At 67.7% G+C, this 13,193-nt stretch carries 17 protein-coding genes; 9 read left to right on the top strand and 8 right to left on the bottom strand.

Annotated features, from left to right (window positions below; all coding sequences use genetic code 11):
- Positions 1 to 2: 2 nt before the first annotated feature.
- Entirely contained in the window at positions 3 to 1,202 is a 1,200-nt protein-coding gene (locus tag A5752_RS07595) for a cytochrome P450 (protein ID WP_231983349.1), read from the bottom strand.
- Positions 1,203 to 1,299: 97 nt separating this feature from the next.
- Here A5752_RS07595 and A5752_RS07590 point away from each other — a divergent pair, with 97 nt between their 5' ends.
- The 3 genes from A5752_RS07590 to A5752_RS07580 are packed head-to-tail and all read left to right on the top strand — an operon-like array spanning position 1,300 to position 3,393.
- Complete coding sequence (locus A5752_RS07590) at positions 1,300 to 2,151, top strand: TIGR03619 family F420-dependent LLM class oxidoreductase (RefSeq protein ID WP_067084006.1); 852 nt, start codon at positions 1,300 to 1,302, stop codon at positions 2,149 to 2,151.
- A gap of 38 nt (positions 2,152 to 2,189) precedes the next feature.
- Complete coding sequence (locus A5752_RS07585) at positions 2,190 to 2,960, top strand: SDR family NAD(P)-dependent oxidoreductase (protein ID WP_067084004.1); 771 nt, start codon at positions 2,190 to 2,192, stop codon at positions 2,958 to 2,960.
- 1 nt (position 2,961) lies between these two features.
- Positions 2,962 to 3,393 (top strand): VOC family protein, encoded by a 432-nt coding sequence (locus tag A5752_RS07580; protein WP_067083850.1) that lies wholly within the window; start codon positions 2,962 to 2,964, stop codon positions 3,391 to 3,393.
- Between the two features lie 4 nt (positions 3,394 to 3,397).
- On the opposite strand, the gene A5752_RS07575 is transcribed toward A5752_RS07580, so the two are convergent.
- Together A5752_RS07575 and A5752_RS07570 are read right to left on the bottom strand one after the other, a co-directional pair.
- Complete coding sequence (locus tag A5752_RS07575; protein WP_067083848.1) at positions 3,398 to 4,141, bottom strand: SDR family NAD(P)-dependent oxidoreductase; 744 nt, start codon at positions 4,139 to 4,141, stop codon at positions 3,398 to 3,400.
- 67 nt (positions 4,142 to 4,208) lie between these two features.
- The gene (locus A5752_RS07570; RefSeq protein ID WP_067084002.1) at positions 4,209 to 4,841 is read right to left on the bottom strand and encodes a TetR/AcrR family transcriptional regulator; all 633 of its coding nucleotides are present in this window, start codon (positions 4,839 to 4,841) and stop codon (positions 4,209 to 4,211) included.
- A gap of 190 nt (positions 4,842 to 5,031) precedes the next feature.
- Here A5752_RS07570 and A5752_RS07565 point away from each other — a divergent pair, with 190 nt between their 5' ends.
- The 4 genes from A5752_RS07565 (at position 5,032) to A5752_RS07555 (ending at position 7,716) form a co-directional block, all read left to right on the top strand.
- Positions 5,032 to 5,898 carry an SDR family NAD(P)-dependent oxidoreductase gene (locus A5752_RS07565; RefSeq protein ID WP_067084001.1) on the top strand — a complete coding sequence of 289 codons (867 nt, stop codon included), beginning with the start codon at positions 5,032 to 5,034 and terminating at the stop codon, positions 5,896 to 5,898.
- Between the two features lie 117 nt (positions 5,899 to 6,015).
- Positions 6,016 to 6,174, top strand: coding sequence for a DUF7218 family protein (locus A5752_RS27710; protein ID WP_197500568.1), 159 nt, complete (start codon positions 6,016 to 6,018; stop codon positions 6,172 to 6,174).
- A 64-nt stretch (positions 6,175 to 6,238) separates the two neighbouring features.
- Entirely contained in the window at positions 6,239 to 6,946 is a 708-nt protein-coding gene (locus tag A5752_RS07560) for a DUF899 domain-containing protein (RefSeq protein ID WP_067083846.1), read from the top strand.
- A 113-nt stretch (positions 6,947 to 7,059) separates the two neighbouring features.
- Positions 7,060 to 7,716, top strand: a complete 657-nt coding sequence (locus A5752_RS07555) for a hypothetical protein (RefSeq protein ID WP_067083844.1) — start codon at positions 7,060 to 7,062, stop codon at positions 7,714 to 7,716.
- Between the two features lie 8 nt (positions 7,717 to 7,724).
- Here the strand turns inward: A5752_RS07555 and A5752_RS07550 are convergent, their stop codons facing one another.
- Together A5752_RS07550 and map are read right to left on the bottom strand one after the other, a co-directional pair.
- Complete coding sequence (locus A5752_RS07550; protein WP_067083842.1) at positions 7,725 to 8,795, bottom strand: M42 family metallopeptidase; 1,071 nt, start codon at positions 8,793 to 8,795, stop codon at positions 7,725 to 7,727.
- Positions 8,796 to 8,824: 29 nt separating this feature from the next.
- Positions 8,825 to 9,625 (bottom strand): type I methionyl aminopeptidase, encoded by an 801-nt coding sequence (gene map / locus A5752_RS07545; protein ID WP_067083840.1) that lies wholly within the window; start codon positions 9,623 to 9,625, stop codon positions 8,825 to 8,827.
- Positions 9,626 to 9,710: 85 nt separating this feature from the next.
- On the opposite strand from map, the gene A5752_RS07540 reads away from it, so the two are divergent.
- Positions 9,711 to 9,977, top strand: coding sequence for a helix-turn-helix domain-containing protein (locus A5752_RS07540; RefSeq protein ID WP_067083838.1), 267 nt, complete (start codon positions 9,711 to 9,713; stop codon positions 9,975 to 9,977).
- Between the two features lie 6 nt (positions 9,978 to 9,983).
- On the opposite strand, the gene A5752_RS07535 is transcribed toward A5752_RS07540, so the two are convergent.
- From A5752_RS07535 to A5752_RS07525, 3 genes are all read right to left on the bottom strand, one after another.
- Positions 9,984 to 10,217, bottom strand: a complete 234-nt coding sequence (locus tag A5752_RS07535; protein WP_067083836.1) for a hypothetical protein — start codon at positions 10,215 to 10,217, stop codon at positions 9,984 to 9,986.
- Between the two features lie 23 nt (positions 10,218 to 10,240).
- Positions 10,241 to 11,722, bottom strand: a complete 1,482-nt coding sequence (locus tag A5752_RS07530) for a protein adenylyltransferase SelO (RefSeq protein ID WP_067083834.1) — start codon at positions 11,720 to 11,722, stop codon at positions 10,241 to 10,243.
- A gap of 81 nt (positions 11,723 to 11,803) precedes the next feature.
- Complete coding sequence (locus A5752_RS07525; RefSeq protein ID WP_067083832.1) at positions 11,804 to 12,049, bottom strand: ANTAR domain-containing protein; 246 nt, start codon at positions 12,047 to 12,049, stop codon at positions 11,804 to 11,806.
- 195 nt (positions 12,050 to 12,244) lie between these two features.
- On the opposite strand from A5752_RS07525, the gene A5752_RS07520 reads away from it, so the two are divergent.
- Complete coding sequence (locus A5752_RS07520; RefSeq protein ID WP_067083830.1) at positions 12,245 to 13,138, top strand: mycobacterial-type methylenetetrahydrofolate reductase; 894 nt, start codon at positions 12,245 to 12,247, stop codon at positions 13,136 to 13,138.
- Positions 13,139 to 13,193 lie beyond the last annotated feature (55 nt).

Genomic DNA, 13,193 nt, shown 5'->3' with positions numbered 1-13,193 from the left:
TCTCAGCCGAGCACCGCGGGCATCGAGTCCCAGCCGCGCACCGTCGTCGTGGGCGCCCGCACAGCGTTGTCCGTGTCGATCGTCCAGTCCGGCCAGCGCTTGAGGATCTCCTCCAGGGCCACCCGGCCCTCGACGCGGGCCAGGGAAGCACCGAGGCAGAAGTGCGTGCCCCGCCCGAACGACAGGTGGTTGTTGGCCGCGCGGTGGATGTCGAAGGTGTCCGGATCGTCGAACTTGCGGTCGTCGCGGTTCGCCGACCCGCTCATCAGCAGCAGCGCGCTGCCGGTCGGGATCGTCTGGTCGTGGTACACAACGTCATTGGCGACATACCGAGCGATGTGGTGTACCGGCGGCTCGAAACGCAGCACTTCCTCGACCGCGTTTCCGATCAGGCTCGGGTCGCGGCTCAGCTCACGCCGCTGGTCGGGGTGTTCGCCGAGCAGCTTGCCCAGCCAGCCGAACAGCCGGCCCACGGTCTCGGTCCCGGCGTTGGCGATCACGCCGAGGAAGACCAGCAGTTCTTCGGTGCTCAAACGCCGCACCGTGCCGTCGACGTCGGTGAACTCGACATTGAGCAGTTCGCTCACCAGGTCGTCGGACGGGTTCTGCTCGCGCCAGGCGACGTACTCGCGAAACATGTTGCCGTTGAAGTAGTTGTTCTTGCTGACCGGCAGCGGTTCACCCGGCGTGTTGCGCAGCCTGCGACCGGCGACACTGCGGACCGAACGCTGCAGCGAGTCCGGCATGCCGACCAGCATCCCGATAACGCGCATCGGCATCTCCGAGCCGAGGTCGGTGGTGAAGTCGAAGCGATCGCCGTCGCGCAATGGATCCAGGCAGGCCGCGCAGAACGCGCGCACCTGGTCCTCGATGGCCGCCATCTTCCGCGGTGTGAACGCGCGCGACACCAACAGGCGATGAACGGTGTGCAGGGGTGGGTCCTCGTTGATGAAAACCCCCAGCGGCATAACCGGTTCAGCCTTGACGACCTCGAGGATGTCGCCCTTGGCCGAGCTGAGGTTCTCGACGTCGCGCAGCGCGTTCTCGACGTCGGCGAACCGACTCAGGCCCCAGAACCCGAATTTGTCGTTGTAGTACACCGGTGATTCGTCCCGCAGGCGGCGGTAGACGGGATATGGGTCGACGTCGATAGCCACGTCATACGGGTCGTAGTACAGCTCGTTCCTGATGGGCGCGGTCACGATGGCGGCCTTCCGGCAGGACGGGCGCTTGTTGTACGAACGTATGGCATTGTACGATCGTATGGCACAACCGGTGGCGGCGTAAAGGAGCGTGGCGGTGGATCTCGGGTTCGTCTCGCTGAACACGCCGCGCGACCTCAAACCCGACGTACTCGGCGCCGAACTCGAAGCCCGGGGATTCGAATCGCTCTGGGTCGGCGAGCACCCACAGATTCCCGTCGCCGCCAAAGAACAGGTGCCCGGCGGCCTGCTCGCATCGCAGAAGCAGATGGGGGATCCCCTCCTGTCCCTGCTGGCGGCCGCGCAGGCGACCGAGACGCTGCGCGTCGGCACCTCGGTGGTGCTACCGCTCGAACGTGAGATCTTCACCCTCGCAAAGGAAGTCGCGACGCTTGACCAGATGAGCCAGGGGCGTCTGGTCCTCGGTGCCGGGGTCGGGATGCGCGCCGAACTCGAGGTGGGCAGTTCGACCGCATGGCGGGACCGTTACCGTGCACTGGCGGACATGGTGGCCGCTTTGAAGACGCTGTGGCGCGACGACGAAGCCGAACACCACGGCGACTTCTACGATTTCGAACCGGTGTGGAGCCATCCCAAACCGCACCAGAAACCACATCCGCCGCTGCTGGCGGCCACCACCGGGCCCAAGGCGACGCGTGAGTGCCTCGGCTGGGCCGACGGGTGGCTGCCTGGCGACGCCGCATTCCGTGATCTGCCTGCGGCGCTGGCCGACTACCGCTGCACGGCCGAGGACGTCGGGCGCGACCCCGCCATGCTCGATATCACCGTCATGGCGTGGGGAGAGCCGAAGCCCGAAAGACTGCTCCGCTACCGGGATCTCGGAATCAACCGGGTGGTGCTGGGCGGCGGCCGTCGTGACGGCGACGATCCCTTCACCACGTTGGCCTACCTCGATCGCTACGCGAACGTCATCGACGAACTGCGTTGACGCTCAACGCCGCAGACCCACCAAGAAAGGACATGACCGTGAACGACAGATTCTCGATGGAGGGACGGGTCGCCGTCATCACCGGCGGAGGGACCGGCATCGGCCGCGGTTCGGCGCTCACGCTGGCCGAGCGCGGCGCCGACATCGTGCTCGCCGGCAGGCGAACGGAACCGCTGAAGTCCACCGTCACCGAGATCGAGGCGCTCGGCCGCCGCGCGCTCGCGGTGCCGACCGACGTGACCCAGGCCGATGCGTGCCGCGAGCTGGTCGCCACGACGCTGACCGAGTTCGGCCGGCTCGACATTCTGGTCAACAGCGCGGGCGGCGGCGAGACGAAGTCGATCATGAAGTGGACCGACGACGAATGGCAGCACGTCCTCGACCTGAACCTGTCCTCCGCCTGGTACCTGTCCCGTGCCGCGGTCGAGCCGATGATCAAGCAGGGCAAGGGTGCGATCGTTAACATCTCGTCGGGCGCCAGCCTGTTGGCCATGCCTCAGGCGGTGGCGTATGCGGCCGCCAAGGCCGGACTGAACAACCTGACAGGGTCGATGGCTGCGGCGTGGACCCGTAAAGGCGTGCGGGTCAACGCGATCGCATGCGGTGCGATCCGCACACCGGGCCTCGAATCCGACGCGCAGCGGCAGGGTTTCGACATCGACATGATCGGCCAGACCAACGGAGCCGGCCGCGTCGGCGAACCCGACGAAATCGGCCACGGCGTGTTGTTCTTCGCCTCCGACGCGTCCAGCTTCTGTTCGGGCCAGACGTTGTACATGCACGGCGGCCCCGGCCCGGCGGGGGTGTGACATGGGAGTCAGCCATGTCGGTCTGCGTGTACGCGACCTCGACGCCTCCAAGTCGTTCTACGAGGCGCTCGGCTTCGCCGAGGTGAAACGAATGACGATCCCCGACCAGATGGCGGCCGGACTGCTTCCGCTCACCCCACCGATCGGGTTCGAAGCCGCCTACCTACAGCAGGACGGCTTCGTGCTGCAGCTGTTGACCTTCGCGGGGCATCCCGCGCCCGATGAACCCGAACGCGGCATGGTCGGCGCCGGCCTGACCCACCTGTCGATCGTCGTGGACGATATGGCCGCGGCGCAAGCGGCGGTCACCTCCGCGGGTGGCACGATCGTCGCCGATCCGGGAGGCGGATTCGCCTGCATGGCGCGCGACCCGGAGGGTCAGCTGATCGAGCTGGTGCACAACAAGGTGCGCCCCGTGCCGCCTGCCGGTTGACGCGTCACAGCACCGCGCCCCCGTTGACGCCGATCACCTGTCCGGTCACGTAACCCGCTGCCTCCGAACACAAGAACGCACACGTCGCCGCCACGTCGTCCGCGGTACCGAGGCGGCCGGCGGGGATGGCCCGCACCAGCGTCTCGGCAGGCGGCAGCTTCTTGGCTCGCTGTTGTTCGCGCAGCATCGGAGTGTCGATCACGAACGGCGGGATGGTGTTTGCGGTGATTCCCCGCGACGCGTACTCCGCTGCGACGGTCTTGGTCATCGCGATGACCCCGCCCTTGGTCGCCGAATAGTGGCCCTGACGGACGGCTCCGTTCTGACCGGCCGCCGACGAGATCGTGACGATCCGCCCCCACTGCGAAGCGACCATGTCGGGCAGCGCGGCCTGCATACACAAGAAGGTGCCCGTGAGGTTGACCGCCAGGTAGCGGTTCCATTCGTCGAGGGTGATTTCGTCGAACTTCGTGAATCCGGCGAGCGCCGCGCTGGTTACCAGAATCCCGATCGGCCCCAACGACTTACGCGTCGTATCGAAGGCCTGTTGTACGGCGGCCCGATCGGATACGTCGGCCGCGATTCCCGCGGCGGTTGCGCCAGACGCCTGCAACTCGTCGGCCACCTGGGATGCGGAGCCGAGGTTGACGTCCACGACGGCGACGGAATGTCCGTCGCGGGCGAGATGTTCGGCAATCGAGCGGCCCAGCCCCGAGCCGCCGCCGGTGACCACTGCCACGCGGTTCACGCTTGTCCCCTCGCTATCGCATCACCTTGCTGTACGAACGTACAGGCCATGCAATCGTATAGCAAGGTCAGCGACGGGTGGTCGGCCTCTTCTTGGGCTTGCGCCGCGCGGCCCGGGGTTCGATTGTGTCGAGGTACTTTTCGACCGCCTTGACGACCTCGGTGTGCGACGCATCGACGCCGACGCCCTCCTCGAGGTTGAGGAACTTGGGAATCCCGGTGATCAATAGCACGGCGGCGCCCAGCGACAGATCACCGTCGAAGCGGGTGCGAGCGCCGTACCGCTGCGCCAGCGCGTCGACCTGGATCTTGCGGACCCGGTTGGTGACTTCGGCGATCTCCGATGCGATGGACTTGCGATGGTTGCCCAGCGCCATGAATTCGGTGATGAGGGCGCCGGTCGCCTCGTCCCAGCTGTACTCCCACAGCGCGTGCAGGGGATCCTCCGAACGCGTGTCGAGTGCCTCGCTCAACACCGTGAGATTGCGCTCGGAGTAGCGCCGGATCGCCGCGAGAAAGATGTCGTCGAGCGAGGGGAAGTAGTACTGCACCAGGCTCGAGGTGACGCCCGCCTTGGCCGCCAGCGCGCGGTAACTCACGCTGGCGTATCCCTCCTCGAGCATCATCTTCTCGACGGAGTCCAGCAGGATGTCGCGCGTCTTCGACGTCTCGGCACCGACGCGGCGGGGCGATGCTGCCATCGTCACCTCTCAGATTGGCTGACGAACATTCTCGCACCCGCGGTGGCTTCGGCCGCGGGTGACGCCGACACGCGGTTCGCCAGAACGAATCCTGCCGCCGCGACCCTTCCAAGGTCGACTCGACCGGTCCCGCTATACGAGCGTACAGTACGGCGTCGTGGCGAGTAGAACGTTCGAGGAGAGTGATCAGGTGACCGAGACCGTCGCGGTGGTGACCGGGGCCAGCCGCGGTGCGGGGGCGGGTATCGCACGCGCACTGGGCAGCCACGGGTGCACCGTCTACGTCACGGGACGGACCCAGAACGGCGGCAGCGTAGGGGGTTCGCGGCTGTCGGGCACGATCGACGAGACCGCGCAGGCGGTCACCGATGCGGGAGGCAAGGGCATCGCCGTCCGTGTCGACCACGGCGACGACGCTCAAGTCAAGGAGTTCTTCGATCGGGTCGCGCGCGAGCAGGGACGCATCGACATCTTGGTCAACAACGCCGCGCTGATCCGCGACGAGATGATGGGCCGCACGAAGTTCTGGGAAGAACCGCTCAACGTCATCGACACCCTCGACGTCGGGTTGCGCAGCAGCTACGTCGCGACAGTCCACGCCGCGCCGCTGATGCTTCCGCACCGCAGCGGCCTGGTCGCGTTCACGTCATCGTCGGGCGCGGTGCATTACGCGTTCGGGCCGGCCTACGGAGTCCCGAAGGCCGGCACCGACAAGATGGCCGCCGACATGGCCTTCGACTTCCGGGAATTCGGCATCGCCGCGGTGTCGATCTGGATGGGTTCGCTGTTGACCGAACGGGTCCGCGGAATCATCGCGAGCAACCCCGAGAAGTTCGGTCACATCCTCGACACCGCCGAAACCCCGGAGCTGACCGGCCACGTCATCTGGGCGCTGTTTCGGGATCCCGCCGTGATGGACGTCAGCGGCCAGACGCTGATCGGCGCGGAGCTGGCGGTCAAGTACGGCATCAAGGACGACGGCGACCGGCAGCCACCGTCGTACCGGGACATGTTCGATGTCCACCCCGCTACGCAATATCCGCACGTCATGCGGTGAAGTGCGCACGCTCGGGCGGCGTGAGCGTGCAGGAACGGCGGAAAATTCGCGGTGTGTCGTGTGCAGACACGCCCGCTCGCGGGTATTCGGTGCGGACCACCATCAAGGAGGGCCACCATGGCGAAGGATCACGGTTCCAGCGTCAAGAACGACAAACAGTACGAGGGTCTGCGCAAGAAGGGCATGAGCAAGTCCCGCGCAGCGGCGATCGCCAACACGCCCGATGCGTCGAAGAAGGGCGGCAAGAACTCCGGCGGCGGCAAGAAGAGCAAATAGCGATGACTTTGGGCCGCTGAGTCGGTCTACTCCTGCAAGAGCATCACCACCGCAGGAGGAACGTATGACCGCCACGACTCAACCGGCCGCCTTACCCCCCGTCGTCGATCATGCGACATGGCGCGCCGCGCTCGACGACCTGCGCCGCCGCGAGAAGGCGGCGACGCGAGAACTGGACGCCATCGCCGCCCAGCGCAGGCGGCTGCCGATGGTCCGGATGCCCGACTACACGCTGATCGGCGAAAAGGGTCCGGTCCGGCTTGCCGATGTCTTCGAGGGCCGCTCCCAGCTGATCGTCTACAACCACATGTGGTCCGACGGCGCGGAATGGCAGTGCGGCGGCTGCACCGGCTTCACCTCACAGTTCACCCGCCTGGAGTTCCTCGACAACTACGACGCCCGCTTCGTCATCGTCACCAACGGCCCCATCGAGGAGGCGCTGGCCTACCGCACCAAGGTCGGCAACCGGATGGACTGGTACTCGTCGTCGGAGAGCTCGTTCGGCGCCGACGTCGACTCCGCGCCCGGTGAAGGGTTCGGGGTCAACGTGTTCCTGCGTGACGGTGACACCGTGTACCGCACCTGGCACACCAACGGCCGTGGTACCGAACAAGTCAGCCACACGTTCGCGCTCATCGACGTGCTGCCGTGGGGCCGCCAGGAGGAGTGGCAGGACTCGCCGGAGGGCTGGCCGCAGCGGCCGACGTACTCGGGCTGGCTCGACTCGCCCGACATCGCGCGGGCCTACGGTCCAGGTGCCGGCGACGCCTGACCGCCCGTGTCGTCGATTTTGCGCCCAGGGTCGTGAACGCAATCCACCCACAGCCCTAGCTGCAATCTTGCGCGGACCACCGGCCGGTTCCGCCCCGGTGGCATCCTGGCTGCATGGGCCTGATCATCCGCCTGTTCGAGCTGCTGATCGTGCTCGTTCCGCTCGTCGGCGTGCTCTACGGCGGATGGCGGGCCGTGGTCGCGGCCCGCGCACGCCAGGACGGCGGCCGCGAAGAGATCGCCACCGACCCGCCGCAGCGCGTCACGGGTCCCGGCGTGCAGTGGCAGGCGATCGCGCGGGCGGTGAAGGCACACGACCGGGTCGACACCCGCTGGCTCGAGTACGAACTCGACGTCGCGAAGCTGCTCGACTACCCGCTGATGACCGACATGCGCGACCCGTTGACCGAGCGATTCCACCGGACCAAACTGCGCGCGGACCTGCTGCGCCCGGCCAAGGCGGAGGATCTCGTCGACGACGCCGGCGCGGCGCGCGAGTATGTCGACGCCGTCACCGACTACGTCACCGCGTTCGAGGCCGCCGAAACCGAGGCGGTCCGCCGTCGGCGCGGCGACTTCTCGGCACAGGATCAGCAGCGCATCGCACGCGCTCAGAGCATGCTGCGCATCGCGACCGACATCGCGGCCACCCCGCAGGAACGCGAGCGCGGCTACGACCTCGCCCGGCGCGAACTCGACGGGCTGCTGGTGCTACCCGAGCGTGCCCGCGCGGCGATCGAGCGCGGAATCGCCGGCGAACTAGACGGCTGAACGTCGAATCACGCAGCGCGCCGCAGGAATTCGGCGAGCGTCGAGGCCATGTCTGGAATCGCTTGTCGGGCAATGACTTCGTAGCCGTGCGTGCTGAGCGTGGGCAGGCACAGCAGGCCGGCACGAGCCGTGAGTCCGCTGGCTTTCGCGTGTGAGGCATCGGATTCGAACGCACCGAGCACCGCGGGCTGAGGCGACAGTCCGAGGTCGGTCGCGGCGGCGATCAGGGCGTCGGCGACCGCCTTGTCGTAGATGGTCTCGGCGTCGCTGTACGCGACGATCGGGCCGCCGCTGCAAGTCGTGCCGTACTCGTCCTCCGTCGGCCCCACCTCCAGTGCCAGGGTCAGGTCGCCGGGCAGAGCGCGGCTGGCGTAGGTGCCCCCGACACCGCCGACCTCCTCGCTGGTGGTGAACACGAGATAGGTGTCGCGCGCGGGACGCCCGCCCTCCGAAGCGAGCCGGCCGGCCACGTCCAGCAGCGCGGTGACCGCCGCGCGGTCGTCCATGAAATAGCACCCGAGGTAGTCCGAGCCGACGTCGATCAAAGTGCGCTTGCTGCGGTGCACGCACGCCCGCGTGCCCGGTTTGATGCCGGCCTCGGCAAATTCGTCGGGGCTGTGGCCGGTGAAGACGTACACGTGCAGCCAGTCCAGCGCCTGATCACCCTGATCGGGTTTGGTCTCCCAGATGCGCGTGCTCTCCTTGGTGGTGTGCTCGGAGCCGAGCGTCAGTACGCCGCAGACGGTGCGCTGATCGCCGAGCAGTGCGACCGGGCCCAGGCCGAAGTTCCCCGGATACATCGTGCCCAGCGGCGTCATGCGCAGGGTCCCGTCATCGTTGATGCGCTTGACGAGCATCGACAGCTCGTCCATGTGCGCCATCACGCGGATCGCCTGCGCCTGCCGGTCCCGGCCGTGAACCAGGCCGACGAGGTTTCCCGCCTCGTCGACCCACATCTCGTCGGCGTGGGGTTTCAGCTCGCGGCGGCACACATCGCGCACGGAGTTCTCCTGGCCGCACGGGCCGTACGCATGGAGAAGCTCTTGCAGCAGGTCGCGGCGCGGTGGTTCGTCGGGCATAGATCTTGAATTACCGACACGACGCGGGCTTAACCTTCGCCGCCGCCCGGCGGGCTGGTGACGCGCTCGCGGCGGGTGAGCACGAGCGGCGGGCCGTCGGTGATCGCGATGGTGTGTTCGCTGTGCGACGTGCGCGAGCCGTCGGCCGAGCGGATGGTCCACCCGTCGGGGTCGTAGACGATCTTGTCCGTGCCTGCGGCGAACCACGGTTCGAGTGCCAGCGTCAGCCCGGGGCGCAGCTTGAGCCCGCGGCCCGGGCGCCCGGTGTTGGGGACGTGCGGATCCTCGTGCATGGTGCGGCCCAACCCGTGGCCGCCGAATTCGGTGTTGACCAGATATCCGTAGTCGGCGGCGACGGCGCCGATGGCCGCGGAGATGTCGCCGAGGCGGTTGCCGGGAAGCGCCGCGGCGATGCCCGCATCGAGCGCCTGTTCGGTGGCGGTAATGAGGCGCCGATCCTCGGCTGCCGCGGTGCCGACGATGATGCTGCGTGCGCAGTCGGCGACCCATCCGTCGATCGAGACCGCGATGTCCATGCTGAGCAGGTCACCGTCGCTCAGCACATAGTCGTGCGGAAGTCCGTGCAGCACAGCGTCGTTCACCGACAGGCAGATGACGTTGCGGAACGGCCCGCGGCCGAAGGACGGCGCATAGTCCCAGTAGCAGGACTCGGCGCCGCGGTCGGCGATCAACGTCCTGGCGCGGTGCTCGAGGTCCAGCAGGTTCACCCCGGGCTGGGCGCGCGCAGCGAGATCGTCGAGCAGTTCGGCGAGGAAGCTACCGGTGACGTCCATCGCCGCGACTTCCCTCGGTGTCTTCAACTCCAGCACCCGACTGACCTCCTGACCGGTATGAAAATACCAGCCTAACGGAGCGCGCGGTATTTTCATACCGCGTCGAGGTAGGCTGCCGAGCATGGTGCGACTTCCGTTGACCGCAGAACAACTCGCCGCCGGTAAGCGCATCGGCGAGCAACTCCGGCAGGCTCGCGGCGCGCGCACACTCGCGGAAGTGGCTGAGGCGGCGGCGATTTCACCGGAAACGCTCCGCAAGATCGAGACCGGCCGACTGGCGACGCCGTCGTTCACGACGATCGCCGCGCTCGCGCGCGTACTGCCGTTGTCGCTCGATGAGCTCGCCGAAATCTGCCTCGCCCGGGGCGACCTTCAGCAGACCGGCTGACTCAGGTCACTGCGTGACCGGCGGATGGGGGTAAGGCGGCGGAACCGGAACGCACAGACCGGTGCTGGTGTCGAGCGCCTTGCCGTCGACGCAGAACGACGAGCACCCGTAGATGACGCCGGTCTGGCCCGGCGGGCAGCAACAGTTGCCGGGCTGCGCCGCCGCGACGACGGGTGAAACGGGCGCTGCCGCCAGCGCAGCCGCGAAAAGCCCCGCGATCAAATGCCGTCGCAAAGTCATGAACGCAGTCTAAGGCCGCCCGGTCAGGTCCCACAGAAGGTTCGGTACTTCCCGAAGTCCTCCGGCGCGGGTTCGGCGTAGCGCGCCAGGCCGGGACGCTCGTCGTACGGCGCGGTCACGGCGTCGAGCAGCCGATACAGCGGCTCAAGGTCGCCGTCGGCGGCGGTGCCGCCAATGGGGCCGGTCGCCGCGGTCAGCGCCTCCTCGACCAGGTGGTTGCGCGGGATGTAGACCGGGTTGGTGCGGTCCATCAGCGTCGCGTCGGGCCGCAACGCGTGCCAGCGCACCAGCCACTCGTCGAAGGCGGCCAGGTCGAGGAACAGCCCGCGCGCGGGCTCGTCGTCGCCGCGGGCGGCGTGTCCGAGCTGACGGAAGAACGAGGTGAAGTCGACGTGGCTCTGGTGCAGTTGGGTGATCAGATCGTTCATCAGCGGCACCGCGATCTCGTCCGGCGTCTCTGCTAGGCCAAGTTTCGCGCACATGCCCGCGGACAGGGCGTCCTGGAACTTGGGCGCGAAGCCGGCCAGGCTGCCCTCGGCGATCGCGATCGCCTGCTGCTGGTCGTCGGCGAACAACGGGAGCAGGGCCTCGGCCAGCCGGGCCAGGTTCCACACCGCGATGGCCGGCTGGTTGCCGTAGGCGTAGCGGCCCCACGAGTCGATCGAGCTGAACACGGTCTCCGGGTCGTAGGCCTCCATGAATGCACACGGCCCGTAGTCGATGGTCTCGCCGGAGATCGTCATGTTGTCGGTGTTCATCACGCCGTGCACGAAACCGACCAGCATCCACTTCGCGATGAGCGCCGCCTGCACCGCGATCACCGACTCGAGCAGCGCGACATACGGGTTGCCCGCCTCGGCGGCTTGCGGGTGGTGCCGGTCGATCGCGTGGTCGGCCAGGCGCCGAAGCAGATCGATATCGCCGGTGTTCGCGGCGTACTGGAACGTGCCGACCCGCAGATGGCTGCTGGCCACCCGCGCCAGCACGGCGCCCGGAAGCGGCGTCTCGCGCTGCACCTGGCGTCCGGTGGCGACGACGGCCAGCGAGCGGGTGGTCGGTATGCCCAGGGCGTGCATCGCCTCGCTGACGATGTATTCGCGCAGCATCGGTCCGACGGCCGCCAACCCGTCGCCGCCGCGGGCGAACGGCGTCGCGCCGGACCCCTTCAGGTGCAGGTCGCGCAGCTCGCCGGAGGTCGTCGTGAGCTCGCCCAGCAGCAGCGCGCGCCCGTCGCCCAGCCGCGGCTCGTATCCGCCGAACTGGTGTCCGGCGTACGCCTGCGCGACAGGGGTGGCCTCGCCGGGGAGTTGCGTGCCGACCAGCAGCCGCAGCCCGTCCGGCCCGCGCAGCCAGGTCGCGTCGATGCCGAGTTCGCCGGCCAACGGTTCGTTGAGGACAAGCAGCCGCGGGTCGGGCGCCGCCTCGGCCTGCCAGCGCACCGCTAACTCGGGCAGGTCGCTGGCATAACGGTCGGCGAAGGTGACGGCGGTGGGTGCGAGGCTCACTCCATCCACAGTACGAGCAGCCGCGGCTCCTCCTCGTTTGTGAAACCGGCGACGGTTCGGGGCGCTATCGCGTCGCCGGATTCACAACCGAGCGGGCGTCTGCAGCAGCGCACCCCATTCGGCGAGCACCGCGGTCCGCGCCGCCGCATTCGGGCATTCCGCCTTACCGCCCGCGGCCGTGACGAGCGCATCGGCGAGCGTGAACAGCGGCACCTGATGTTGTTGGGCCGCGCGGATCATCTCGCGAAACGCCTCGTCGACCGTGCAGTGTCGAAGAGCGATGAGAACACCTTCGGCGGTGTCCAGGCATTGTCGTCCGGGTGTCATGGCTCCGTTGGTACCAACCGCAGTCGGCAGGTAGGTGATCGAGAGCTGGGAATCGGCTGCGAGCCCTCGAGCGGCGGCGCCGGAACGCACTGTCTGTATGGTGAGGCTTCCCGAGGGAGCGCGGGATTGGAAAAAAATCGGGTCAGCGAGGACCTGCCGCGCGCGGGAACCAACCGTCGGATGAGGAGCAGCCCGGTGACGCTGAACACCATCGCGCTCGAACTCGTGCCGCCGAACGTCGAACGCGGGCACGAGCAGGCGCTGGAGGATGCGCAGAAGGTGCTGCGATGCTCCGCCGAGACGGGCCTCGACGGCCGCATCCGGCACGTGATGATCCCCGGCATGATCGAAGAGGACGACGACCGTCCCATCGAGATGAAGCCGAAGATGGACGTGCTCGATTTCTGGGCGATCATCACCCCCGAACTGTCCGGGATGAACGGCCTGTGCACGCAGGTCACCGCGTTCATGGACGAACCGACGCTGCGCCGTCGGCTCACCGACCTGTCCAGCGCAGGATTCGACGGCATCGCGTTCGTCGGGGTGCCGCGCACGATGAACGACGGCGAAGGCACCGGCGTCGCCCCCACTGATGCCCTGTCGATCTACTCCGATCTGGTGCCCAACCGCGGCGCGATCCTCATCCCGACCCGCGACGGCGAACAGGGCCGGTTCCGGTTCAAGTGCGATCAGGGCGCCACCTACGGCATGACCCAGCTGCTGTACTCGGACGCGATCGTCGGCTTCCTGCGCGACTTCGCCGCCGAGACCGACCACCGCCCGGAGATCCTGCTGTCGTTCGGGTTCGTGCCGAAGATGGAGAGCAAGGTCGGCCTGATCAACTGGCTGATCCAGGATCCGGGCAACGCGGCCGTCGCGGCGGAGCAGGAGTTCGTCAGGAAGCTCGCCGCCACCGAACCGGCGGAGAAGCGCAAGCTGATGGTCGACCTGTACAAGCGCGTCCTCGACGGCGTCGGCGACCTCGGGTTCCCGCTCAGCATCCACCTGGAGGCGACGTACGGCGTCTCGGTTCCGGCGTTCGAGACGTTCGCCGAGATGCTCGACTACTGGGCCCCCGACAAGGCCTGACGGTTTACCCCCGCGGTCCGCGGGAAGGCCTCACGACGTGGTGGGCAGTCTCATA

The organism is Mycobacterium sp. 852002-51961_SCH5331710 (assembly GCF_001665535.1).
GTDB lineage: Bacteria > Actinomycetota > Actinomycetes > Mycobacteriales > Mycobacteriaceae > Mycobacterium.
Note: the sequence above shows the minus strand (reverse complement) of the source record. Positions and strands in the feature narration are given on the sequence as shown.

What these genes read in the sequence shown, in the direction of transcription:
- A5752_RS07525 (WP_067083832.1), bottom strand. Translation starts at nt 12,049, where the DNA reads ATGACACCCGGACGACAATGCCTGGACACCGCCGAAGGTGTTCTCATC.
- A5752_RS27710 (WP_197500568.1), top strand. Translation starts at nt 6,016, where the DNA reads ATGGCGAAGGATCACGGTTCCAGCGTCAAGAACGACAAACAGTACGAG.
- A5752_RS07550 (WP_067083842.1), bottom strand. Translation starts at nt 8,795, where the DNA reads ATGCCCGACGAACCACCGCGCCGCGACCTGCTGCAAGAGCTTCTCCAT.
- A5752_RS07580 (WP_067083850.1), top strand. Translation starts at nt 2,962, where the DNA reads ATGGGAGTCAGCCATGTCGGTCTGCGTGTACGCGACCTCGACGCCTCC.
- A5752_RS07570 (WP_067084002.1), bottom strand. Translation starts at nt 4,841, where the DNA reads ATGGCAGCATCGCCCCGCCGCGTCGGTGCCGAGACGTCGAAGACGCGC.
- A5752_RS07540 (WP_067083838.1), top strand. Translation starts at nt 9,711, where the DNA reads ATGGTGCGACTTCCGTTGACCGCAGAACAACTCGCCGCCGGTAAGCGC.
- A5752_RS07535 (WP_067083836.1), bottom strand. Translation starts at nt 10,217, where the DNA reads ATGACTTTGCGACGGCATTTGATCGCGGGGCTTTTCGCGGCTGCGCTG.
- A5752_RS07555 (WP_067083844.1), top strand. Translation starts at nt 7,060, where the DNA reads ATGGGCCTGATCATCCGCCTGTTCGAGCTGCTGATCGTGCTCGTTCCG.
- A5752_RS07560 (WP_067083846.1), top strand. Translation starts at nt 6,239, where the DNA reads ATGACCGCCACGACTCAACCGGCCGCCTTACCCCCCGTCGTCGATCAT.